This window comes from Paraburkholderia dioscoreae (assembly GCF_902459535.1).
Taxonomy (GTDB): Bacteria; Pseudomonadota; Gammaproteobacteria; order Burkholderiales; family Burkholderiaceae; genus Paraburkholderia; species Paraburkholderia dioscoreae.
Genome location: NZ_LR699553.1, coordinates 2,811,507 through 2,836,412, shown reverse-complemented (window position 1 = coordinate 2,836,412; position 24,906 = coordinate 2,811,507). Strand labels below are relative to the sequence as shown.

Genomic DNA, 24,906 nt, shown 5'->3' with positions numbered 1-24,906 from the left:
CTTTTTTGCCAGCTCTCTCGCGTCTGATGGCCGAAGGCCATTCGCTGGTGTTTTGGAACGACGCCGAGGGCGAATTCGCCTCGCAGCTCGATGGGATCGAGCTCGATGGCGTTCGCGTCGTGCGGCTCGATCAAACTCCGGCGTTGCAAGTGAAAATCTGGATCGAGCGGGAGAAGGACGCCCGGTGGCTGCTTTACGCACCATTTCCTGAGCCCGAGCCCACGGCCGACTGGCTTCTCGACGCTCGACTGCGCGGCAAGGCATTCAGCGCGGACACAGCCTCCATTCAGCTCGACGAGCTAGGGCTCTCCACGCAGCAGTCGCTGCGCGCGCACCTCAAACGACGAGCGAAATTCTTGCGGGCGCGGGAGCGACTCGAGCGCTTGAAGCGCTGGACGGACCCGCAAGACACGGTCGAGGATCTCGATCGGAAGATGCTGGCCGTCGTCGCGCGCGCGGAGACGCCGGACGCCTCGGCCATTTTGCTCAAAGTCTTCGCGGGGCTCGCGGCCGAAGCGGACGATTTGGGCGACACGCCCAAGGCGTTGGCGGACATCGCCGCCAACGATCTCGACGACGCCTTCTGGGCCTTGGTCGAACGCGAGATGGGCTATCGGGAGGCGGGGCCCGAGGCGCGGTCCCTTCGCGGCCTCCTTTACGCGATTTTCGCGACCGACTTTTGCAACAGCGTGCGCGCGGCGCCCGCGCCGATGGCGCACTTGCTCATCCGCGAGCGCGCCCGAGCCGGCCACGCATCGGTGTTTGCAAGTCGGTGGCGCTCGGACATGGCCAACTACGCCAGCTACGACATGCTCTCGACGCTCGTGGCGGACGACTTGCGCGTGCAAGATTTGATTCGCCCGATGAGCGCCGAAGACCTCGTCGAATCAATGACCTTCGAGAGCATCGAAAAGCGCGTGATCGCCGATCTCAAAGGGCGCATCATTGCCGGCGGCGGCGCCAACATGGATTCCGTTCGCGCGCTCACCGCGCGCCGAAGGGACGGCCATTGGGCCAATCCGTTGCTGGCGGGCGCGAGCGATTCCACACGCGCCCTGGCCGCCAGTTACGACGCCTTGGAGGCCGCCGCGAGCTTCTTTGAGCTGCAAGCGGCCCATTCGAGCGGCTTTAGTTTTCCGGACGCGGGAACCGCGTTCGCCGCGTATCGCTCGAGCCTCTTCCGCTTTGATCAACTGTATCGTTGGTTCATGCGCGCGGCCGAGTTCGTGGAGCCGATGGGCTGGGCGCTGCTGCACGAGCTGCGCGATCGGATGGAGGACGCCTATTCGGGATGGTTTGTGGGCCAATTGGCGTCGGCCTGGGGCTCCGTGATCGAAGGCGAGAATGGGCTGTTGAGCGCGTGGGCGTTGCCGGACGTCGCCAATCAGCAGGCGTTTTTCGACCAAATGGTTCGGCCGGAATTTGACAGCGGCGCCAAACGCGTCTTCGTGATCATCTCCGACGCGTTCCGCTACGAGGCGGCCGAGGAGCTCGCGCGCGAGCTCAACTCGCGCAATCGCGTGAAGGCGCGTTTGGGCGCCATGCTGGGCGTTCTGCCGAGCTACACCACGCTCGGGATGGCGAGCCTTTTGCCGCACGAGCGCCTGGCCTACAAGACCAACGCGGGCTTGGACGTCTTGGTCGACGGCAAGCCCTCGGCCACGTTGGAACAACGGTCGGCCATCCTCGCCGCGCATGACGGCGTGGCGATCGGGCGCGACGATTTGATGGAGAAGGGCAAGGAGCGCGGGCGCGAGTTCGTCAAGCCCCACCGCCTGGTCTACATCTACCACGACCGAATCGACGCGATCGCCGACAAGCGCGTGACGGAGACCAAGGCCTTCGAGGCGACGGCGCAGACCATCAAGGAATTGGCCGAGACGGTCAGCTTCATCGTCAACAGCCTCAATGGCTCGACCGTGCTCGTCACCGCCGACCACGGCTTCCTGTATCAGGAGTCCGCGCTCGAAGAGGCCGACCGCTCGGTGCTGGACAAAGACCCCGACGGCGCCATCAAGTCCAAAAAGCGCTACATCTTGGGCCGCGGCATGGGGCGCTCGCCCAAGGCCTGGTGCGGCTCGACCGAAGGGACGGCCGGCACCGACCCGGGCGAGGGCAGCATTGATTTTTGGGCGCCTAAAGGCGCGGGTCGCTTCCATTTTGCCGGCGGCGCCCGGTTCGTCCATGGCAGCGCGATGCCGCAGGAAATAGCCGTGCCGGTGATTTTGGTGAAGGAAAGCGAGTCCGAGAAGGTGCGGACCAAGCCCGTGGAGGTGAGCCCCTTGGGCTCGACGAACCGAGTGGTGACGAACAAACAACGCTTCGAATTCATTCAAAATGAAGCGATCTCGGAGCGCGTTCTGCCCGTGACGTTAATATTCTCCATTCGGGACGGCGACACGCCCGTGAGCGACGAGCAGGCGATCACGTTCGACAGCGCCTCGCCGTTGCTCGACGAGCGCAAGCGCTCCGTGATGCTGACCATTCAGGCCGGCTCCCACGATCGGACGAAAGACTATTTTCTGGTCGCGCGGGACGCGAAGACAAGGGCCGAGGCGTGGCGCTCGCCGCTGCGCATCGACTTGGCATTCAGCAACGATTTTTAGAGGCCGACATGGCAGAACCCGTTTCCGCGCCCTTTTCCGACCCGGCGGCCCCAACCCCGGCCTCGGCTTCGAACGCGGACCGAGCTCCGAACGCGGAGGCACCGGCGGCTCCGGCTGCGGCCCCGACTGCGGCGCCGGCTGCGGGGCCGGCTGCTGCGGCAGACGCGAGCGCCGAGCGGACGCTCGACAGCCTGCTCAACGAGCGGTTTGCCGGCCGGGTGGTGCGCAAAGATCTGACGAAACTCATCAAGGAAGGGGCCAACGTTCCGGTCTACGTGCTCGAGTATCTTTTGGGCATGTATTGCGCCTCGGACGACCCGGAGACGATTCGCGCGGGGCTGGCCACCGTCAAGCGCATCCTGGCGGAAAATTACGTGCGCCCCGACGAAGCGGAGAAGGTCAAGAGCAAGATCCGCGAGCTGGGCTCCTTCAAGGTGATCGACAAAGTCACCGTCAAGCTCAACGAGAACCGCGACGCCTATGAGGCGCTGCTCTCCAACCTCGGCATCAAAAACGCCGAGGTGCCGGACCACTACGTGCGCGAGTTTGAGAAGCTGCTGGTGGGCGGCATTTGGTGCATCGTGACGCTGCGCTATTTCTTCGAAGAGAACCAAAAGACGTCGCCCTTCGCGGTCGCCGACTTGAAGCCCATTCAGATGCCCAGCATGGACATGGAGGAGCTCTTTTCGGCGCGCAAAGGCTTCACCGAATCGCAGTGGATCGACGCGTTGCTGCGCTCGACCGGCATGGAGCCGACGTGCTTCAAAGAGCGGGCCAAGTGGCACTTGCTCGCGCGCATGATCCCGCTCGTCGAGAACAACTACAACCTGTGCGAGCTGGGCCCCCGCGGCACCGGCAAGAGCCACATCTACAAGGAAATCAGCCCCAATTCGATCCTGGTCTCCGGGGGGCAGTCGACCGTCGCCAATCTCTTTTACAACATGAGCGCGCGCAAAGTCGGCCTGGTCGGCTTGTGGGACGTCGTGGCGTTCGACGAGGTGGCCGGCATCAGCTTCAAGGACCAAGACGGCGTGCAGATCATGAAGGATTACATGGCCTCCGGCTCGTTCAGCCGGGGCCGCGAATCGATCAACGCCAGCGCCTCGATGGTCTTCGTGGGCAACCTCAATCAAAGCGTCGAGTCGCTCGTGAAAACGAGCCATCTGTTGGCACCCTTTCCGGACGCCATGATCGACTCCGCGTTTTTCGACCGCTTCCACGCCTACGTGCCGGGTTGGGAGATCCCCAAGATGCGGCCGGAATTCTTCACGAACCAGTATGGCCTGATCGTCGATTACCTCGCGGAGTGGGTGCGCGAGATGCGCAAGCGCAGCTTTGCGGATGCGATCGACAAGTGGTTCAAGCTGGGCAACAACCTGAACCAGCGCGACACCATCGCCGTGCGCCGAACGGTCTCGGGGCTCCTGAAACTGATTTGCCCGGACGGCGAATACACCAAGGACACCGTCCGCCGGTGCCTCGAATACGCGTTGGAGGTCCGCCGGCGGGTCAAGGAGCAGCTCAAAAAGATCGGCGGCATGGAGTTCTATGACGTCCATTTCTCCTACATCGACCTCGAAGACATGCAAGAGCGCTTCGTGTCGGTCCCGGAGCAGACGGGCGGCGGGTTGATTCCGGAGGGTCGCCTGCAACCGGGCGTGCTGCACACGATCGCCATGGCGGCGGCCGAAATGCCCGGGGTCTACCGCATGGAAGTGCAGGCCATGGCGGGCGGCGGCAAGCTGTCCGTTTCGGGATCGCTGTCGCGCGAGCACGTTCGGGTGGCCTTCGACTACTTTCGGGCAAACGCCACGCGGGTGAGCGCCTCCATCCACCCCACCGAACGCGATTTCCATCTGCACCTGGTCGAGCTGCAAAACTCCGGGGCCCCGGACGCCGTGACGCTCGCGAGCTTCATCGCTTTCTGCTCGGCGGCGCTGAGCAAGCCGGTCCAAACCCAGCTCGCGGTGATGGGCGACATGACGCTCGGCGGCACAATCGCCCAGGCGCGAAACCTCGCCGAGAGCTTGCAAGTGGCGTTTGACGCGGGCGCCAAGCGAATCCTGCTGCCCATGTCGAGCGTGACGGACATTCCGACGGTTCCGGGGGAGCTGTTCGCCAAGTTTCAGACCAGTTTTTACTCAGACCCCGTCGACGCCGTCTTCAAGGCGCTGGGCGTAGAGTGAGCCCTGTGCAATAGGGCGGCCGGTGCTCGATGGCGCGGCCACCCTGCAAATCAGGCACAAGAGCAACATACAAATACGGGGTGCGTGATGGCAAGGCCAAAACGGAAAGTGGACGACTCAATGGGGTCGCTCTTCGAAGAAAACTATCTTGTCCGCACACTGGGCCGCATCGCCCATGACCCGGAGATTGCTCTCACCGAGCTGGTGGCTAACGCTTGGGATGCGGGAGCATCGCTAGTCGATCTCATTATTCCGCCCACGCATAACCTCGTCTTGACGGTGCAAGACGATGGCCACGGCATGACGGCTGCACAGTTCAAGGCCCGGTGGATGAAACTCGGTTATGACCGGACCAAGCACCAAAGCTCAAACGTGGAGTTCCCTCCGGAGCGGAAGGGATGGCGTCGTCGGGCCTATGGGCGCAATGGGATTGGTCGCCATGGCTTGCTGTGCTTCGCGGGCCAATATTCGGTAGAAACCTGGCGCGAAGACAAGGGCGCGAGCTTTGAGATCGGCACGCAGAGTCAGGAGACGCCCTTTAAGATCGAGAAGGAGGGCGCCTTCCTGCGATCGGGCCACGGGACAAAGCTCTCGGTGATTGTCGAACGGCATCTGCCCGACCCGGACCGGATCCGTGAAATTCTGTCAGCTCGCTTCCTGCATGATCCACAGTTCGTTGTGCGGGTCAACGGACAGTCCGTTGAACTGGCAGACCAAACGGGGCTCATCGAGCGAATGGACCTTTCAATCGAAGGGTGTCCGCCGGCGGAAGCCTACGTCGTGGACTCGACTCGGACTGCTCAATCGACCATCTATCAAGGAATTGCCTTCTGGGTCAATGGTCGGCTGGTCGGCACACCCGGATGGGTCGTCGGGTCCGAGGCCGTTATTGACGGTCGTGCCCGATTCGCAAAGCGCTATTCGATTGTTGTCAAAACCAGTGACGGCTGGATGGCGGAGGTCGAGCCTGACTGGTCTCGGTTCAAGAATGGACCCAAGGTGGACGCGCTCTTCGAGGCGGTTCGGCAATACGCGCAGAAAAGTTTTGCCTCGTTGTCCGCCACTCTTGTTGAGGAGAGCTCCGAGGAGGCCCTGATCCGAAATCGCGAGGAGTTTAAAGAGCTATCGCAGCTCGGTCGCGCCGAGGTCGCAAGCTTCGCGCGGGACCTGGTGAAGGCGACGCCCACGGTCTCCCCGGATGTGCTCTCTGCTGCGGTTCAGGCTCTGATCAACTTGGAAAAGGCACGCGGTGGCGCAGCTCTTCTTGAAAAACTCACCAAGCTTGACGAGTCCGACATCGATGGACTCGACCGGCTGCTGAGTCAGTGGACCGTCCGCGACGCCTTGTCGGTGCTCGATGAGATCGATCATCGTCTGGCGGTTCTCGCAGCCGTTGAGAAGCTCTGCGGAGACGAGGGGGCCGATGAACTTCACACGCTGCATCCCCTGGTCACCCAGGCTCGCTGGCTGTTCGGGCCGGAGTTTGACAGCAGCGAATATTCATCCAACGTCAGCCTGCGAACGGCCGCCGAGAAGATCTTCAGGAAGAGGTTGTCCACCGAGGCCTTCATCAACCACAAACAGCGACCAGACATCGTGGTTCTGGCTAACGCGACGTGCTCGATCGTCGGCACCGAAGGATTCGACCCGGCTGATCCGACGCTCACGCGTATCCAGAACGTGCTGATCATCGAACTCAAGAAGGGCAAATCCGCGATCGGCCGCGAGGAGATGAATCAGGCCGACGGCTATGTGCAGGACTTCCTTGGCAGCGGCGCGCTCGATGGAACGCCAATGTTCAGGGCGTTTGTGGTGGGGCACGAGATCGCGGCGAAGACGACGCGCGAGAAGGAGCTCAAAGAGGAGGGCGTTTTACGCGGTCGTGTGCAGGCCGTCACCTACGGCCAGCTCACCCGATCGGCGCACCAGCGGCTGTTTCGGCTCAAAGAGCGCATCCCCGCCCGTTACGAAGATGTCTCGGGGGCAGATTTGTCGGCGAGGGTGATGCAGACCGCCTCTCAAGCCCTGCTGGCATTGCCGGCGCCGGTCGTAGGCTAAGGAAAAATAGCTCCTACCGTGCGAACGCATACTCCGGCGACTTTCGGGAGCAAGCGTCCCTAATCCACCGCAGGCCCCGAAACCGAAAACGCGCGATCGTCGGCGGTATAGGTCGACAGGATGCCCACGATTGCGATCAAATGACGGACCCATCGGCGGTAGTCCCCACGACCGCAGGCGCTGCGCGCGACGCGGCATGAACTTGATGCTTGAAAACACACAAGGCACCACATGAGAAACGATCGCGAAGCATCGTTCGAGTCGATTGAAGAGGCGCCCGCAAACGCAAAATCTCTCTCAGCGCAGAAGATCCGCAGGAAGCCGGCGAGCAAACGGGCTGCGGTCAACGAGTTTCAGGCGCGGATGCTTGTGCTTTTAATCGACGCGCTCGACACAGCGGCGTTGGGACATTTTGGCGTGCAGGGCCACGAACGTCTGCCCGTGGAACGACACGAGGAATTCACAGCGTTGCTCGAATACCGACTGTTCGTGGAGGGTTCTTACGCGTGCGGGTTTGTGTGCACAGACTTCGCGCCCGGCGGCCCAACCGTCGAGCGCGACGTGCGTGTTGAAGACGCGGTGGGTTCGTGGTTATTTTTTGAGCTGCGTCACTATGTGCACACGCTATTGCGTTCGGAGCGGTGGGCGGATGGTTATTCAAGCCCAATATATGAATCCTTGGTTCAAGGTGTGTTGCAAGCGATAAGCCGAAGGCTCGCAAACGACGACACGCTCTACGAACCGCTTTGAAGATTCCGATGAACGCGCCGACGACGCTCGCGCACTCTTGCGCCGCCACTGTTACCAAGGAATCCGCGCTGCATGAGCCCTCATCGCCTTGCGCAGCTCATTGCGAAGCTCACCATTGGCGGCCACGCCCGTGGCGATCTCCGCGGCGTCGAACAATTTCATGATCTGTTCCGGTGCGTTCGGTTTGCTTTCTGTCACGTCTCGCAGAAGAGGCAGGGCGATGCGAGGCGAGATCAGGAGCGCGGGCGTCGATAGATGCTGGCGCCACATCTTTGCGAAGTGCCGTGCGATTGGCGCAAGCATCCCGTCGAACGTCAATCGACCCGCGGATTGCAGCAGCCACAGCAATGCGACGCTCTGGCAACGCGCCGTCAAAGCGGGGTCCCGGCTCGAACCCACCAGCAGTCGGCATACTGCGCCCAGCCTCGCCAGGAATTCCGCGTTCCGGTCAAAGAAAACGGCTCTTGCGCTTTGCCAGTCAACCGAAAAAGCGAGAAGAGCACGCTCCGCCTCCGCTTCCAAATGCTTCCCGTCCGGGCTCTGGGAGAACTTCTCGGCCCAGCGCGCGGCGAGCGATTGAGGCGAGCCTCCATCCAGATCACGCAGCCACAAAGCAGCGACAAAGGCAGCCTCGGCGCTCAGCGTGGCGGTCCGGTCAAGTTCCTCAATGGGCGCGGTGTAGGCCGCAAGAGGGCTGGCGCCGCTTTGCCGCTGGGCGAGCGATGCCCAATGCGCGCGATGCAAACCCATCAGCATCTCAGCGAGCTCTTCGAACTGGCCGCTCTCGACAGCTTCGTTGCACCTGAATGACCAGTATTGATAACTCGCGGCCGGGATCTTAGTCTCTTGGATGTGAGCGCGCAGGGCGATCGTTTCAGCGCTGGAAACGCCAAGCAAGGAGGCGATTTCGGCCAACATCGCGCCGGACAGGTCAAACGAGTTGCTGGGCAGCTCCGCGATGCCCTTGTCTCGATCCGGATTGCTGCACTGCCCGAGCACGGGCTGCGCCGGGTCTTCGACGAAGCTGGTTCGAAGCTGCGCGAGCATCCAGAACAGAATGTGGCCGCCCAATTTCTTGGTGGCGAACAGCGCGAACTCGTCGCTTGGGTCAAAGTCGTTCCGGAAGGCGTCGAGCCCGGCATACGCGAGCGCGACGGTCCTGGGCCAAGCGCCGTTTTTGAACGCGCAGTAAGCCGCATCGAACCAAGCGCCGCCGGCCGTCGCGCGCATTTCCTTTTCGCGCGCCAGGTCGCCCGTCTCTTCAAACCAATCGGAAGCGCTCTCGTAATCGCCGATCAGGCCGGCCGCGATGCCCGCCTTGCGCAGTGAATAAGGATCGCGAACGCGATCGTCGATCGGGGAGCCGGATCGCCATAGCGACTTCTTCCAGAGTTCCAGCGCGTCTTTATAACGCTTGCGCTGAAAGAGCGCGTTCCCCTCTTGTGCGATCAGCAGCGGCGCTTCGCCGAATCGAGCGGTGGCGTCGCGAAGGCATGCGATGGCTTCGTCGTGGTTGTCAAGGTGCTCATCGTAAATGAGCGCGAGCACACGGGCGGCGGGGGCGCCAAGGGCGGCGCAGTTCCATGCGGTGGCGAGCTCGATCATTCTCCGCAACGTCGCCACCGCGAAATCCCAACGCGGTGTTTCCCGTTTTGCCTCGGCGAGCCATGGCCGATCCACGAAAAGATGGTTCTGGCGGACGAACGGAATATCGAACGCTTTCAACATGCGACTTCGCGCCGCGGGATCAGCGTTTTCCAACGCGCTCAGAAGTTCATCCTGGAAGTCGATGCTGTCGCAGCGCGCCTGCATAAACATAAAGAGGGCCGCGATCATGTCGCCGGCGCCTTCTCGCCCACCCACGGACAGGTCGACCGGCAGCCCTTGGCTTCGGGCCGATGCCGGAATCATGTGTTCGAGGCGAACCAGCTCTTCGAGCGCCTCAATCAGCATCGACGCCGGGAAAAAGCCCTCGGTCGCTGACCCGACCAAGAACGCCTTCAGCAGCCGACTCCCATCGCGCATTTGCCCGTCCGGCAATCGGGCGATTTCTTCGCTCCACTCATGGGCGATCTCAGTCAGTTGGTTGAGATCCTGCTGTTGGGCGACCCGGAATTGCAGCAATTTCAAAAGGACAAGGCTTCGCGCGCTGAAACGCGATAGCGCCGATGCGGCTTTTCCCCGCGCAATGAACAGGATGGGCGCGATTCGTTCGTAGACGATGTCGCGCGATTTGCCGTCCTCGCTGGCCAGCCCGGTCAGGCAGTGAGCGAAGCGTCCATCGTCGGCGCTCTGAAAAGCGTGCATGAACATCGGGAGAGCCTGGTCCACGCTGATCGCGCGTCTGCGGATAATCGTGTCGAAAAGGCAGGCGTGAGCTTGTTCGATCTTTGCTTTGGGCCAGGCGGAAACCGCTTGCGCCGTCAAAAGTGCCGTTACGCGATAGCCGGCCGAGCCTTGAAGTTCGATCCAACGGCCAGCGAGCCGATCCAAGGCGTCGCCGGGCGCTGCGAGATTTGCCAGCTCATAGCCGATGGCGAGCACCGCCTCGCGATCAAGAGGGACGAGGGCGAGGCTCAGAGCGTAGAGCAATTCCCGGTCTTGGTCGGGCAACGTTCTTGCCGCCTCTTGCCGGGCGTATCGCTTCGCCTCTTCAACGCTTCGTGGTGGCGTGGCCAACGTTGCCGCGCTGGGTGCCGGCCACCCTTCGTCGCGAAGTTCGAGTCCGCGCAGGTGAACCAGTTTGGGGTGGCCACCCCCGGTTTGAGCCAAGATGGTCGCTGCCCAACTGCTGCGCAACGGTTCGGGGCATCCGAGGGATGCCACAAATTCAGCGATTTCCTCCCGGGACAAATCGGGCACGTCATGCAAGGCGATTGCTGCCGTGCGCACCCTTGGATCAACGGCCTCGGGATGGACGCCTTGCGCCGTGAGCAGCAGCACGTGGCTGCGGGCCGAACATTCGCCGATGACCGCGCTCAGTCGCGTCCAAAAGCCTTGTTCCATGCCGTTCGCGACCGGGACGTCGTCCAGAACGATGACTTGGCGCGTGGCCACGCCGCGAATCTGAACCAACAGCCGCTCCAGCGTCGCCGACAAGGAGGAGAGTTCGAGCGATGACAGATCCAACCAAAAATCAGCGCCGTCTAGGGCTCGGGACACGAGGTTCGCGAGGGTGGTTTTGCCGCGGCCTTCGGATCCCACGATCAATACAGTATGCCCAGCACGCAGCGACTGCGCGATGGCTTCGACGAGAGGCAACCTTGGCAGGGTTGACGCCGGCAGAGGTGGCGGCCCGATTCCAAGGTTCGCGGGATCGAACGTGATGGCGCCGCTCGTGACCGCTCCACCGCCAGTCGAATACAGCGAATTGCCCAACCGCGCCAGCGCGACGTGGGTCATCGGGACGCTCAGGCTCGTCTTTGCCTCGAAGGCCACAAGCTTATCTTCAATCGTCAGACTGCGCAGGTGCGGACTCGATTGCGCGGCCGTTTCGCGACAGCGAGCCAAGAGGCCATCAACCGCCGCCACGGACGCCGTGGCGGTGATGTTTCGAACACTCCCCAACTGGACCGCGAGCCGCTCGACGCTCAGCCGAACGGCTTCCGTGTCGGGCTCGTCGGTGATCCAATGAATGTGAGCCAACAACTGGTCGCGAAGTTCGGCGGCGCTCGCCGTCGCGAGAAATTCGTTGAGTGCAGGCGTCTTGAAGGGCGCTTTGAAAAAGCGGCCCACGGCCGGCGCCGCGGCGTCATCGCCAGCGGCGGCGAGCCTCCAAACCTCTATGCCTTTTTCTCTTCCAAACGGTTTTGACTTTTCGAAGCGAATGCCGCCCCGCGTCAAGAACCTCATCGAGAGCGCCGACCGGTCCGGATTGCGTTCGCGCAGAAGCCAGAAATTCTCGATGGCCTCGCGGACATCCGAAGAGCCTAACGAGATGTCCTTCGCCGAGTTTTTGACCTGCGTGGACTCGGCGCCGCGGTCGTCGACAAGGTCGAAGTCCTCGGCGCATTCCAGATACAAAGTTTGCCCCTTGGCGAGCCGCATCCAGGCTTCAACCGAGCGCCAGATCTGGTAATCGTAGCCACGCAGGGAGGCGATCGCTTGCCGAGCGGGATCGCCCACCAGAGGAGAACGCGGACGCGGCGGCCTCTGAGCGCTCACGACCGCAAATCCTTCGACATCCGATTGCCTGCCACCTCATGGGCGCGGCGACGGTCGGCCTCTGACACTGCAAGCTGGGCTGCACCCAAAGAGGCCAAGGCGTCGGGCTCGACCCCTTTCGTTGGGTCGGTCGCGTCGCATGGTGCGCAGGCGGTTCTGGGTGTTCGCATGAGCCGAGGGGCATTGGTCTGGGGAAACTGCGTCGATTCTACGCGGAGCGTGGCGGCGCTGCCTATGGTGGCGCCCTAAATCGGCGAGCCGACTCGAAACGGAGCAGCGCGCGTGTCGAACGCCCGGTAGTGCGAGAATCCTCGGTAGCGCGATATGCACTTTTGCTCGCGCCTTCCGCCCGATACATCTACGTTGTTCGCGACGGTTTTTCCATCTCAGCCCCGCGCACACCAACAAGAACACCATGGCAAACAAGAAACCATACGAAGAACGGACTGACTTGGAGAAGGTGCAATCACAGTGGAACAAAATCCACGGCTTGCACTCGCGCGAGGAGTGGTCGGCGGCGGTGATTCGCGCTGCGACCGCGACCGAGCTGGCCGCCAACTTCGCAATTCGGGCCGAATTCGCAGCGCGCAGCACGTTTGAGGTCGCCTTTGTCGACAAGATGCTGCGTTGGGCAAATGGGTTGTCCGGGAAGCTCCGCAACCTCCTTTTGCCTTTGACGGCGGCGGAGCCCAGAAAGCATGAGACGATCAAAGCGCTAAGCAAACGCGCCGAAGAAATCAACGACACGCGCAACGCCGTCGCGCATCAGGGCGAGTTTTGCTCGGTTGAAGAGGCGCAAGCGGTGATCGAGCACGCCGAAGCCTTCATCCATGATCTTGTGCAGATCTACGAACCCGACTTCAAGCTGAAAACCCGAAAAAAATGAGCGCCGGCTCGGCGGCCGCCGCGCCTCACCGCCTTTGAGAGCTGCTCTCAGCGACGCCAGGGGTTGGGGAGCTTACGGGCTTCCCGCGTGTTCGCTTGGGCGGAATGCGATTTGAGGTTGGCGACGCGTTCGACGAGCGTCGTGTCGATCACCGCCCAGTAGTCCTTTTCCCATTGGAGCACGATGCCCTTCGCCCGCCGAATCAACTGGGTGAGCGTCGCGTCGATTTGGTCGAGCCACAGCGTCATATCCCACTGCGTCATCGTCCCGGGGTAACGACGCTCGTTTTTCCACATTGAATAAATGTTTTGATTGTCCGTGTAGAGCATCAAGCGGGTGCGAAGTGGCGAGGCCATTTTCTCGGCGTCCGCCAGAAAGCCGAACAAACAACGGATTTTTTCTTCGCTGTCGACTTGCATGTAGCCTTCGTGTTGATAATTGGCCAAATGAAAATCGAAGAAATCGGTTTGGAATCGCGAAAGCTCACGAATCGCCGCTTCGTGTTCTTTCAACTGCCGCTCGTGGAAAAAATCGGCATAGAAGGGTTGATGCCCTTCGATAAATTCGGCGTGGTCCTTCGTGAATTTATAGCTGATGGATTTGTTGTTGCGAAGTTTTGCATATTGCTCGCGGATCTGCGTTTTGGCGACGGAGTAAAAGGCGCGTTTTTCCGATATATCAACGAGCACAATAAAAACGGGCAAGTCTTGTTGAAGCCAATAATTCGACGTGCTCGTTGCAATATCGGAGCGAAAATACTCACCTTTGTTGTTCCAAGGGATTGAATGAGTGCCTTTCAATTGGATCAGTCCGGTCATCGCCGACATGACGTTTCCACCGGCCCACTCGATTTGCAGGTCGATGCCGTAGTCGGGTTGGCGCGCATCTTTGACCAGCCATTCCCGAGCCAGAACGCTCCGGAAAATCGTCTCAGAGTCGCTTTCAACAATATGATTTTCCGGCCGCTTGGGCAGCGGCAAATCCGACTTCGTGCCGGATTTGCTGATTTCCATCTCGCCCTCGAACTCTTTTTCACTCATGGTTTTGCGCGTGGTTTGGTTCAGGCGGCGATTTTCGCCGCCAATTTTCGCCCCGTTTCTTGGGTGATTTCCCGGGCGGGCAACGTGTCGATGGTAGAGGCGCGCTGGCCGCTTGTCACCCCTTCGAAACGCGTCATTGTCAGGCTGCCGGCGAGCGTCGGACGGCGGGGTGGGGAGAACGGGATGAGGCGATCAGAGTGCAAGGAACGTAGAGTGGAGTCCGGTGAGCCAGGAAGGCCTATCTGCGGTGGCTGTCCCGGAAGGCGTCCGCGAATGTCAGTCGCGACCGGAAGCGCGAAATGGGGGACGTGATGGGTGCACTCTATCGCGACGCAATCCACGACGCACTTCTCGCCAGCGGAAGCCGCGATGCCTACACGGGCACGGCGCCAATCGACCGGCCGTGAGACAGCAACATGCCCACGAGGTCCGGCGGAGAAGCGAAACATTGCAGCCGACAATCGTTCATTGATCGCTGGCGCGCGCCATCGGCGGAACGCTTGTCGTGAGGCGCTGCGACGAAAGCGTCACGGCGCTGGCCTGCCGGCGGGCAGGGCAGGCTTTTTGCATCACATAGGCTTGGACGCCGCGGCGATCAACAACTCTCTCAAGACATAAATGTCGATGCTGTCGCTGCCGACGAGGAGGGTGTATTTGCCTTTGACGGACTTCGGGACCAGTTTCCCCGTTTGCCCATCGAGAAAGTCCTGCACTTCTTTGACTGCGCCCAGCTGGTAACAAATGATGCAGTGATAGCCTTCCGGCGGATGCGGCCACTGATACAGCCGATCAAGCGAATAGACAAGCTCCGCCCACTTAAGCATGTCCATGTCCTTGTCGGTCTGCTCAATGATCAGGTCGACGCCGTTCGTCGCGTTGTATTCGCCAATCACAAAGTCGACGCCTGGATGGCCAGACGAAATCATCGCCTGCAACAACAGCCCGGTCTCCGCTTCGTTCCTCGGTTCCTTGACAGGGGCGCGTTTCACGCTGGCAGTGGGAAGGTTGGCGCGGCCCTTGTAGAGGTTGAGCCGCTCCTTTCTCGTTTGTTGCCATTTCGCCTGCCGTTCGGCGTGTTCGCGCGCCTTTTCCTCGTCCCGCTTGGTCTCTTCGTCGTTTTTCTTCGATGCGAAAAACGCCTCAACGAATTCGTCTTTCCAGAGCTCGGCGCAAAACGTCTTTATCCCCTCGATCGCGAGGTCATACTCTTGCTCGGTGCGAACGTTGTTGCGGTTCGCCGTCAAGTCGAATTGCTGGCAATTGGCGAAAATCAGCAGCGAGCGGTAGTAATACTGCCCCTTCAACACCGCCTCCAGGATCTCATTGCTCCTTTCGACGCGAATATAGTCTTTGCAGAGCCAAAGGCCCATGTGCGTGTAGGTGTGCGGCACGATCCCGCGGTGGTTTTCGCCGAGCAGCGCGCCGATGATGTCCACATAAACTTCGTTTCCCTCTTCCGTGACGCCGCACAAGATCCGCTTTGGGCCAAACAATTTGCAGATCGAGTCCGCGCCTTGCGCGAGGTCTGTTTGCTCGGGCGGAAACTCGAACCCGTAAGGCAAAGTGACCGGCGAGGACGATTCGAGGGGTTTCAGCGCCACGTCCATGCGTCGGGGGCTATTGAAATATTGCCCGAAAGAGCCCAGCACGGTGAACCACCGCAGGTAAGGAATCAATTCGTCGAGCGACGAAAACTCGTTGTGCTTTGCTTGAAAACCGTCGACGACGATGTGTGTTCCCTGTCCCGCCTCCAGCGTTTTCTCGTATCTATACGTTGGCACCTTGCCTCTCAGGAGCTCCTCCCATGGAGGAACTTCTGTCTCCGCGTGAACCCGATGGCCATCCTTCCATGAATCCAAGGTGATGCCGAGGCTCTTATAGTAGATTTTCGTGCCATGGCCCTTGGATCCGATCGAGCCATAGTGTTTGTATGAGTCTCCAAGATTGAAGAAGCTTTCGACTTCGCTGGGTTTGCCGTCTCCGCGCGGGTCTGCGCTCATTCCGTCGCCGTTGTCGATGATCTCCACCCGGATTTTCTTGCGCTTAGAGCCAGGGCAGGGCAGCAAGGAAAATTTGATCGTCGCCTTGGACGCTCCCGCATCCCAACAATTGCTCAACGCCTCGCGAAGTATCTCCTTGGGGTCTTTGAAGTCTTTCGCGATCTCGAGAAATTCGCGCGCTTCGTTGACGCGGGGCTTAATTCCAGTCGGCATGTTGGCTCTCGGTTTATCAAAGAAACGAAACGACACACGCAGTGGTTCGTCGCGGCAAAGCCAAAGAAAAACTTCTGCGATGGTATCGGCTCCGTGCAGCGCTGTCACCCGTGGCCGGGAATATGGTCGCCAAGCGTTAGCTTGCGCCATGACGATTTCATGCCATGGTGTTTTCATGCGCGCGGCTGATTATTATTTCAGGTCAGGTAGTCGCTCAGTTTGCCGACGCCCTTTTTGAAGGCACCGCGCACAACGTGCTCCAAGATATGCGCATTCCAATGGTCGATGTATGAAGCGGCGCCGGACACTTTCTTGTCGTCGCGCGAGGCCATGACGACTTTCCCGTTGGCTGACCAAATATGGACATGGCCCCAATCGAGCTTCACCGTGTCACCGAAGCCGAAAAGCTTCGAGCGCACAAGATGTGCATGCGTGTCACTTACCTCGATGCTGCCGAAAGATAGCGCCTTGCCTCCTTTGAGGGCCTGCGTCATCTCAACAATAAGGCGAACGCAGACCGCACGCCATAGGCAGTCGAGGAACTTCGTATAGGTCGCTTCTTTCTTCAACTCGATGAGCGTCGATCCGTTCTCTGTGGCAATGCCGATCTTGTAGTCAGTTCCTGTCGGTATCCCGTTGACTGATTTGCGGACTCCGCCCCAACGCAACGCGGTAATCGAAGAAAGCGGGTATGTCCGCCCCTTCCACTGGATTCCCTCGGGGCCTATGGAAAGTGCGTCCTTGAAGAGGAGCCCGACTTCGGAGCGGAAAGTAATGGAGTTCGCCCATTCGTCGTCCTGCCGCTTGGCATCGATCGCACTTTGTTTGATCTCCAGGAGCTTCTCCGCGTCGATTCCAGCGATTTCAGCGAGCTCGGGCAGATCGGCAAACAGCTCCCGCACCAAAGCGGTCGTGCGCTCTGCCAATTCAATCATGTTGTGTTCGTTGTTGAGCGTGATTCCCAATGACCGGATTTTTGCGCCCAACCCGAAGCTGGATTGATCAGTCGTGCCGCGTGCTTTGGCGTTTAACTGGACAGGCTTCGCGATCGCGCACCAGGCACGGCTCATCTCCTCAATAGAGCTAATCGCGACGCCGACTTTGGCTTTTCCTTGCGGAGCGAAGTCGACCGCGCCCTGGATTTCCAAAGCGATTCTCTCGGCGCGTGCGGAAAGAATTGGCTCCACTTCCAGCGCGTAGGCGTCGACCAAGTGATCGATCAATGGCAGGGCCGGGGTCCTGCCTTCGTCTGTCGCTTGGCGGACCATCAGCACCATTGATTCGACCAAGCGTGATGACTCCATGCGGTCAAGTGCGCCTTTGATTGCTGACTTGTAAGCGGTGCGGCGGTCGCCTAGTTCGGTTTCCACGGCGGCCTCGTCTAGCACCTCCGGAAATCCGGCGATCGCGCGATCCTCGTTGATGTCGAGCAGTGTTGTTGCTGGGTCGATCGCCTCGACGAGTTCGGCCAGCTTGATTGCAAGCGCGGCCATTTGGTGCGGGGTCAAGTCTTGAGCGAGTTCGAATGCTGCTGCCGTCAGGTTCGCCCGCGCAAGCGGTGGAAGGCCTTCGTCATACGCAACCGCTAAGCCACGCTCTTCAACCGACGCCACCGCTTGCGACGCTTTTTTTGGCGCGACGCCAGGGAGCCACGATACTTCTTGCGCGAGACGGCCTTTGGGATTGGTCAGTGCCGCACGTGCCTTTTGTGCCCCGTCGCCCCCTGATTCCAAAGACCTCGCCTCCGCGAGCTCGACAATCTTCCGCCGGTCGTCTCGGGTCGTTGCTCCGATCACCCAAAACGCATTAGCGTGCATGCTTGTTACGCTTAAGGATCCGGGGCTTGCGTCTTGCCAGTTGGTGTCGGGCGATGTGCTCATGATGGTCTGTGTTGTGACTTTCTTGATTATTCGTTTCCGTTTCCGCCGCCGTCGCTGCCGCTGTTACCGTTGCCATCGTTATCGACATTGCCATTGCCATTGCCGCTGTCGTCGCTGGATGGCGAAGGAGTTGGAACGATGGGCGGATACGCGGGAGCCGTAGTGTCGTAGTGGTTGGACAAGTCGGGAATATAGGTCGGGGCTGGCGCCGGTGCGGGCGGCGTAGTTGCGAGCCAGCCTGCGCGTGCCATGCTTTCGATGCGAGGACGCTCGTTTTCCATTTCGCCAGCTACGCGTTCTTGTGCACCTTGTTGATATCTGTAACTTGAGCAGCGCGAGTTATAGTCGTTGATTTGTGCGTTGAACCGGTCAACGTCAGCGCTGTTTGTGTCCTGTGTCACGCTCCTCCAGGTTTCCAAACGCATTTTTTGCGCGACGCAGTAACTTATTTGCGAGTCGTTGAGCAACAAGCCGGCGCCTTGCGGAGGAAGCGATTCAACGACGGGCGCGGGAGAGTAAGCCGGGGTGGGAACGGGTGTGGTTTCCGCTGGCGGAGCGGGGGGAGCGTCTGCTGGCGGAGGCGAAGCCGGAGGCTGGTAAGCGGGCGCGGGTGAGGCCGGCGCCGACCCTACGTTGTTCGCCGAGTTTGCCCCGTAGATAAGAATGGCCGCGAGCGCGACCACACCGATGATCCATAGCTCTTTGCCAGCATTCTTTGTTTTCTTAGGAACGCTCTGCGTCCCGGGCTTTGGGTTGAGTGCCGACGGTTCCCGCCCTTGATCATTCGAGACGAGCGGTGGGGCGGGGGGCGGCGGAGAGGGCGGGGGCGGAGGTGCCAAATCCGCCAAGCCTGCGAACCCGCGCACTTTGTCCTTTGATCCGTCTGTGCTCATTTCCATACCTTATACAAAGCCGATGCGCCGACTTTGACCTTGGTCTGCGCGCGACGGTGCGCTATCCAAGGCCGACAGCAGGAACGCCTGATTAATCTTCAATTTGCCCGCACGAGCCGAAAGTCGGGCGCCTTCGCGAACGACGAAAGCGACGTCAGAAAGTGGCCTGCCCGCCAGACGTTTCGCGAGAGTGGCCTGATCCACGCCGGAGTCCTTCGGAAGATCGGACAAAAGCTTGTCGAGCAGCGCGGAAACTTCTTCCTCGGTGGCGGGGGGGACTTCGATCACGTGGTCGAAGCGACCACGCCGCATGATGGCAGAATCGATCATCTCGATCCGGTTCGTCATGCCTACGACAAGGACATGATTCTTGCCGGCCTCGGGGATTCGCCGCAGAAACTCTGCGACCTCCTCAACGCGATGATGGCTTCCGCCAGACCCCGCTTCTCGGTCGGCAAGGAAAGACTCCATCTCGTCGATGATTAGCACGGACGGAGCACTCCTCATCGCCTTGTCGAAGATCTCTGCGATCTTTTTGCTGGTCTCGTGGATGTATGGACTCGCGACGCTCGACGCATCGATCTGGAAAGACGGCCACCCTAGGAACTCCACGAGCTGCTCGACCGCGAAAGTCTTTCCGCAGCCAGGTGGCCCATGCAGAGCCACCGCCGATGGAAAGCCTACCCCCAACGCCGCGTATCGCTCCTCGTTTCTAACAATGTCGATGATGTGCTCGTTGAAGAACTCCTCAAGCATTGGCCGTCCAGGCAAAGAGAACCGTGCATCGGAGTCGATGCCTCTATCGCCACTGGACCTTGGGATTGGGTCGGCAATCTCGGTTTGGAGCAAATCGGCTTGCTCGGCATCGTCCTGCGCCATCTTGGCGAGCGTCATCACCCCGGACGCCGATACCACTTCGGTCAGGTTCGACGAACCCATCCAACTGAGCATCTGCGACAAACGCCTGCCAGCTTTGGCGGATACCCTCGCTCCCCCCGTGAGCCAGAATCCGAGCAGCACATCGTCGTCGACGCGTGACGTGATCGTGTATGTGGGCAGCAGCCTGCTGATAGGCTCGACATAGATCGCATCTTGCAATGGCGATTCGGCATCCGTTTCGCGCGTGGCTTTTAGCGCCAAAGCGAAGCTCAGAGCCTCAGCTTTGTTGTTTGGAGATCGGCATTCGTTGATCGGGGCCAACATCTTGCTCGGAGCACTCGATAGAGCGTGGAATGTTGCGGAGCCGAACAACAGAGGTTTCAATGCGGAGTCGTCAATAATCCGCGAGGTAACCCATTTCGAATGGAGCGCCTCGTTGGCCAAAAGCGCTCGGCCGCCACCAGCGGTCGTGACGATCTGCCAGCCGTGTCCTCCGTAGAGGGGCTTTCCACAACGTGTTCCGTCATGTAATTCGTGACCGATTGGCAGCCAAGCTTCTATCGACATGGCCTATCCAACAAGAATGTTTGAACCGGCCAGCATTTGATCGTCCCCGCCGAGGCTGATGCGAATCGAGTCCAAATGGTCAACGACGTTTCGCAACTGATCGATGTCGTTCTTCTCAAGAGCAGCGAGGCCCGTCAAGGCGAGCTGTTCATGCTCTTTGGCATTGTGGAATAGGTGAGGAGCGCCCGCTAGCCACTTGAACCGGTCGATGACGAACCAGTCCTGGCGGGCGAGAATGTCCCAGTTTTTCCCACGCATCTCGCGCAAGTGCGATTCGAAGTCGCCACTTGGGCTGGCGATGGCACGCCGTGCGGTGGCCGCGAGGTTGTCGAACGCCGTCTCTTCTGCGGGTCGGGCGTGCCGTCTGACAATTTCATCGAACATCGACACGCAACTCTCAAGGTCCACCGTTCGAATGTCTCGCAAGTTTGCTCTGCGTGTAAGAGCCAACAGTTTTTTCGCCTCCTGCACGTCGTCCATGGCCTGCTTTGCGGATTCAGGATCACCCTTTGCCGCGTCGGTCTTCGCGCTCCTAAGCTTCGCGCGGGCGCGATCGAGTTGAGGATCGTTGACTTTTTTCGCAATGGCGTCGATGCGAGATTCCAGATTCTCCGCGTCGTCCTCGATCAGTTTCGCCGCGTTGGAGTAATCGATCTGTCCGTCTTGGCGCGAATAGAAATTGCGGCCACTATTGAAGTTGGCGCCGATGGACGGAACGGTGACGTCGAGCACAATCGCTCCGGAGTCATGTGCCTCGTAGTCGACGAGCAACTCTGCTCCTTTGACGATGACACCTTCGGAGAAATCGGAGCCCCGTATTTCGAAAAGGCCTATGAAGCGATTGTCCGTGGGAGGCTCGTCGATCGAGCCCTCGAACAGCTTGAACTTGATAGAACCCGGAGCCCCCGCCCGTAGCGACTCGTCCGCGCGGAACGTAATTTTTCCCTTCTTCGGAAGAGGATCGCCCTCGCGCACGATATACGCCATGATCATGCGCCCGCCAAGCTTCTCGCGTGCCTCGACCCCGATAGAGTGTGAGGCCGGAATGGCGTCGATCTGGGCGGCCGTGCGCGAGATGATGAGCTTATCTTGCGGCAGTGTGATGTGCCCTCCAGCTCCATCGAAGATGAAGACCTTGAAAACGTTCTCGCCGGGCTTGGTTAGAGGCACCTCGACATTGGCGCCGTCCCTGAGCTCGACTCTTCCAGATGACCATCCGGTGTCAAGGCTGTCGATCTGGAATGCGGCGCCGGCGACGACTTGGCCCGCAGCCTTGGCGACGATGCGCGCCTTCGTGTCGGGCGTGCGCGCAACGTAGTTGAATGTGAGGTTCAACCCGCCGCCGGACGAAAGTTCTCCACGTCCGCTCTTGCGTCCTCGACTGTGGCTTGTCCAATCAATGGATTCCGCGAAAACAGCAGCACCCTCCGACACGGCAGTCATTGGATTGACATCCGTCGATGCGGCGATACCCAACTCAAAGGCAACCTTGTCGCGCAGCGGCTTGTATTGGGTTGGTCCGCCAACGAACACTACACGTCCCACGTCGTGTGCGGTGAGTCCTGCCTTGTCGAGAGTATCCCGTGCGGCCTGGATGGCCTCTTCGAGTTTGTCGGCGATCAGGGCGTCGTATTCGGCTCGGGTGACGGGAATGTCCAAATAGATATCGGCCCCCGATCTGTCCCTGACGCGCAGTTCACTGTCGTCGAGACTGATGATCGACTCGTCCCTGGCCGAAAGCTCGATCTTCGCTCGCTCGGTTGCCCACTCCGCCATGTGGCGTAACGCGCTGTATTGCTTGTCTACAGAAAAATTATCCGGAAGGTCGAAGTTCTCCATCAACCACGGCTTCACGATGTTGTCCATGAGCGCGCGGTCGAAATCGCGTCCGCCGCACATCGCGACGCCGCCATGCGCTAGCAGACTCACGCGGCCGTTGATACTCTCCGCAATGGCGATATCCAGCGTGCCGCCGCCCAAATCAAAAACGAGGAAGATGCCGTCAGACTTGCGTTGGCGCATCACGCTCATCACGGCTGCTACCGGCTCCTGCATTAGTGCGACTTTGCCAAGGCCTGCGGACTCCGCTGCCGCCATCGTCGCATCTTTCTGCATTTGGTTGAACGCCGCCGGCACCGTGATAACGGTTCCCGTGTCCGGGTCGTTTCGAATCTCTTCCGGCAGATAGCCGAATAGCACGCGCAGAATCTCCGCAGAGCATTCTTCGGGCGTCATGACCAGTCCAACCGCCGACAGGTTGATCGGCGTGCTTGTCCCCATCAGGCGTTTAAAAAGCTTTGCCGCGTTGTCGGGGCTGCGCGCCGCATTTTCGTAAGCTCGTTGGCCGAAATATCTATTGCCACGCTTGTCCACAAAGATCGCCGAAGGCGTCACGTCGTTCTGCTCGGGGCTTTTGTAAAGCCGTACGTTCTCGGCGTCGTATGTGGTGATCGCGCTGTTGGTGGTGCCGAGATCGATTCCAACGTAATGCTTCATGTGCGGCTCCTGCTCGCGAGCAGCATTGTTCCTGCTTTGACGACGCCGTTGGCGCCCATGAGGATCGGCTCGACCATCTGTTCGACGTAAAGCTGTTCATCCGTCCCGTAGTCGCCGATGTTGAGCGCGGAAGCGGCCATTCCAAGGTCGTAGTCTTGGCCCTCAAGATTCACAAGGCGCAGACCAGCCGCCTGAAGGCTGTCGTCGAGCCTCTTTTGGAAGTAGCGAAGCTGATTGGTATATCTACCGGCCTCACCGGCATCCAGTTTTGTCAGAACCTTGGCGAAGATTTTTGCGAATCGCCAACTCTCGACCGCAATGTCGATCAGTGGCTGGCATGCATCGACCGTCGCGCCCTCGACCCCAGTGTCCATATGTCCCCCGCCGCAGAAAGCCGACGCCGCGAAGAGTCGCTGCGTGCCTTGCATAAATTTTGTTACAAAGTGTTGCAATATTACTTGCGAACATGTTAATTGTCGACCGCAAACGCAGGCTACAAAATCACCTGTTTTAGAAGAGAGGGCGTTGGATACCGCGGGAATGGTTGCAAACATCTTTTCATGTGTTAGCAGCCGCAATCGACCGCCTATTCGATCGAGCCCTTCGCGGTTGCCGCTTGCCGCCCACGTCGACGTCCTGTTTGATCGCGGGTTCATCACCTTCAGCGACGACGGCGAGCTTTTGGCGTCCAAAAAGTTCGCCCGGGGAGGCGAGCGCGCTGATCGGCGACCATGCTCGCCTGCGGGCCGAGCTAGACGCTCAGCAAAGAGCCCTTCGGGTGCACCATCGCGTCGAGCTCTTTCGATCCTGATAGCCTCGGGCGCGGTCGCGCGAGCAATGCCGCCGTGCGGTCGCTCACCCGTGGTTGCCCGAAGTTGCGGAGGCTCAGAACGCGGACGGGCGGCGTTGCGAGCGGCGAGCTTCCGGCGTGAGGACTTGAGCCAACGATGGATTCAGGCCCAAGATGGCGTCCGCGACGTCCAGGCGTCGGACCTGCCAAAAGACCTTTTCCGTCGTGCCCACGAGAGTTTGAGCCGCCGCGACGACAGCCGCAAACGCATTATCAATTCGATCCAGCCATTCCGTAAAATCGCGTTCGAGCATTTCTCCGGGGAAAACGCCTTTTGCTCTCCACGTCTCAAATTGCTCTTTGTCCGTCCCAAAAACAAACTGCAACTCGAACAGCGAAGAATATCGATCGCAATCGAGCACCAAATTCAACAGCTCCCGCTCGCGCTTCAAATCGTCCACCGCCATGTGCCCATCTCGGCGGTAAAAATCATAATGCAGACTGTGGAAAGCCGACTGGAATCGCGGAAGCTCGCGCAATGTGACATCGCGAGCCATCAGGCGCCGTTCTTTTAAAAACGCCAATGCAAAGGAGATGCCGTTGCTTTCTCCGACTTCTTGCTCTTTGAAAAATCGATACGAAATCGACTGATTTGAAAGAGCGCGTTCGTAATTTGCGCGGATGTATTCTTTGGCGGGACAAAAATAAGCGCGGAAATCGGAAACATCCGACAGAATTAAAAACACCGGCAAGTCATAATCAAGAAAATAGTTGTTCGTCGACGGCTCGATTTTCGAGTAAGCGAAAGATTGTCCGCTATTCCAGGGAATTGAGTCGGTCCCTTTCAATTGGATTCCGGCATGCGCCCCCATCACATTGCCGTGTTCGGTCCACTCGATATCCAAATCGATCCCATAATCCGGCGGCCCAACGGGGCGCACAATCCAATTGCGCGACCGCCGATCTTCAAACACTCGTTGGGCTTCTTCGCCGGTTATGTGGCTATCCGGCCGTCTCGGACGCGCCAGGTCTCCCGAATTGGAGCCGTCGGATAGTTTGGGCAACATTGAATCGTCATTCATATTTTCACGCGCATTTTCGGCGTCAGAGAGTCCGCGGGCCGAGTTGATTATCGGGTGAGCCGAGGTCTAAATGCCGCGCGCTCAATCGATGGATCTTAATCGACTCCCCACGCTCCCGCCACAAGGCCGCGCGGTCATCCGCGCGGCCGTGGAAAAGCTGCCCGGGCAACAGAACGCCTTGATGTGCAGATACCTACTACCCATCAGTCCTTGATGCGTAGGTATTTCTGGGGGCGCAATGCCGTGTAGCCCAGTATGTGCCGAACTACAAGCGAATCAAAGGGGCGTAGTCCGGTCGGAACTGGGCTACAAATTTCCGAGACAAAGGCGCTCTGCGTGGCCTTGGGCGGTCGAAACGGGTAAAGAGAGCGCTTTTGCACGCCAGGTAACGCCGAGGTGGTGTAGTCCAGCTGTAG

14 protein-coding genes are annotated in these 24,906 nt (G+C 59.8%); 5 read left to right on the top strand and 9 right to left on the bottom strand.

Features of this window, described 5'->3' with window-relative positions:
• Nucleotides 1-26: 26 nt before the first annotated feature.
• The 4 genes from pglZ to PDMSB3_RS12725 all read left to right on the top strand — a co-directional run bounded on the left by pglZ (nt 27) and on the right by PDMSB3_RS12725 (nt 7,600).
• Entirely contained in the window at nt 27-2,606 is a 2,580-nt protein-coding gene (pglZ, locus tag PDMSB3_RS12740) for a BREX-1 system phosphatase PglZ type A (protein WP_232064191.1), read from the top strand.
• A complete protein-coding gene (brxL, locus tag PDMSB3_RS12735; protein ID WP_232064190.1) occupies nt 2,558-4,792 on the top strand; it encodes a protease Lon-related BREX system protein BrxL in 2,235 nt (744 codons plus the stop codon). Before pglZ ends, brxL begins: the two co-directional genes overlap by 49 nt.
• A 120-nt stretch (nt 4,793-4,912) precedes the next feature.
• Entirely contained in the window at nt 4,913-6,850 is a 1,938-nt protein-coding gene (locus PDMSB3_RS12730; protein ID WP_165186492.1) for an ATP-binding protein, read from the top strand.
• Between the two features lie 231 nt (nt 6,851-7,081).
• Entirely contained in the window at nt 7,082-7,600 is a 519-nt protein-coding gene (locus tag PDMSB3_RS12725; RefSeq protein ID WP_165186490.1) for a hypothetical protein, read from the top strand.
• Nucleotides 7,601-7,651: 51 nt separating this feature from the next.
• Here the strand turns inward: PDMSB3_RS12725 and PDMSB3_RS12720 are convergent, their stop codons facing one another.
• Entirely contained in the window at nt 7,652-11,725 is a 4,074-nt protein-coding gene (locus PDMSB3_RS12720; RefSeq protein WP_165186488.1) for a hypothetical protein, read from the bottom strand.
• Between the two features lie 454 nt (nt 11,726-12,179).
• On the opposite strand from PDMSB3_RS12720, the gene PDMSB3_RS12715 reads away from it, so the two are divergent.
• Nucleotides 12,180-12,650 carry a hypothetical protein gene (locus PDMSB3_RS12715; protein WP_165186485.1) on the top strand — a complete coding sequence of 157 codons (471 nt, stop codon included), beginning with the start codon at nt 12,180-12,182 and terminating at the stop codon, nt 12,648-12,650.
• Nucleotides 12,651-12,697: 47 nt separating this feature from the next.
• On the opposite strand, the gene PDMSB3_RS12710 is transcribed toward PDMSB3_RS12715, so the two are convergent.
• The 8 genes from PDMSB3_RS12710 to PDMSB3_RS12675 form a co-directional block, all read right to left on the bottom strand.
• Nucleotides 12,698-13,690, bottom strand: coding sequence for a DUF4365 domain-containing protein (locus tag PDMSB3_RS12710; protein ID WP_165186482.1), 993 nt, complete (start codon nt 13,688-13,690; stop codon nt 12,698-12,700).
• Nucleotides 13,691-14,259: 569 nt separating this feature from the next.
• Entirely contained in the window at nt 14,260-16,080 is a 1,821-nt protein-coding gene (locus tag PDMSB3_RS12705) for an ATP-binding protein (RefSeq protein WP_165186480.1), read from the bottom strand.
• 20 nt (nt 16,081-16,100) lie between these two features.
• The gene (locus PDMSB3_RS12700; protein ID WP_165186477.1) at nt 16,101-17,783 is read right to left on the bottom strand and encodes a hypothetical protein; all 1,683 of its coding nucleotides are present in this window, start codon (nt 17,781-17,783) and stop codon (nt 16,101-16,103) included.
• 26 nt (nt 17,784-17,809) lie between these two features.
• Nucleotides 17,810-18,253 carry a hypothetical protein gene (locus PDMSB3_RS12695; protein ID WP_165186475.1) on the bottom strand — a complete coding sequence of 148 codons (444 nt, stop codon included), beginning with the start codon at nt 18,251-18,253 and terminating at the stop codon, nt 17,810-17,812.
• Between the two features lie 432 nt (nt 18,254-18,685).
• A complete protein-coding gene (locus PDMSB3_RS12690; RefSeq protein WP_165186472.1) occupies nt 18,686-20,122 on the bottom strand; it encodes an ATP-binding protein in 1,437 nt (478 codons plus the stop codon).
• Between the two features lie 3 nt (nt 20,123-20,125).
• Nucleotides 20,126-22,618: an Hsp70 family protein gene (locus tag PDMSB3_RS12685; RefSeq protein WP_165186470.1), complete on the bottom strand. Its 2,493-nt coding sequence runs from the start codon at nt 22,616-22,618 to the stop codon at nt 20,126-20,128.
• Complete coding sequence (locus tag PDMSB3_RS37865) at nt 22,615-23,310, bottom strand: hypothetical protein (protein WP_232064189.1); 696 nt, start codon at nt 23,308-23,310, stop codon at nt 22,615-22,617. The genes PDMSB3_RS12685 and PDMSB3_RS37865 overlap by 4 nt, the downstream gene beginning before the upstream one ends.
• 193 nt (nt 23,311-23,503) lie before the next feature.
• Complete coding sequence (locus PDMSB3_RS12675; protein ID WP_165186468.1) at nt 23,504-24,490, bottom strand: DUF4365 domain-containing protein; 987 nt, start codon at nt 24,488-24,490, stop codon at nt 23,504-23,506.
• Nucleotides 24,491-24,906 lie beyond the last annotated feature (416 nt).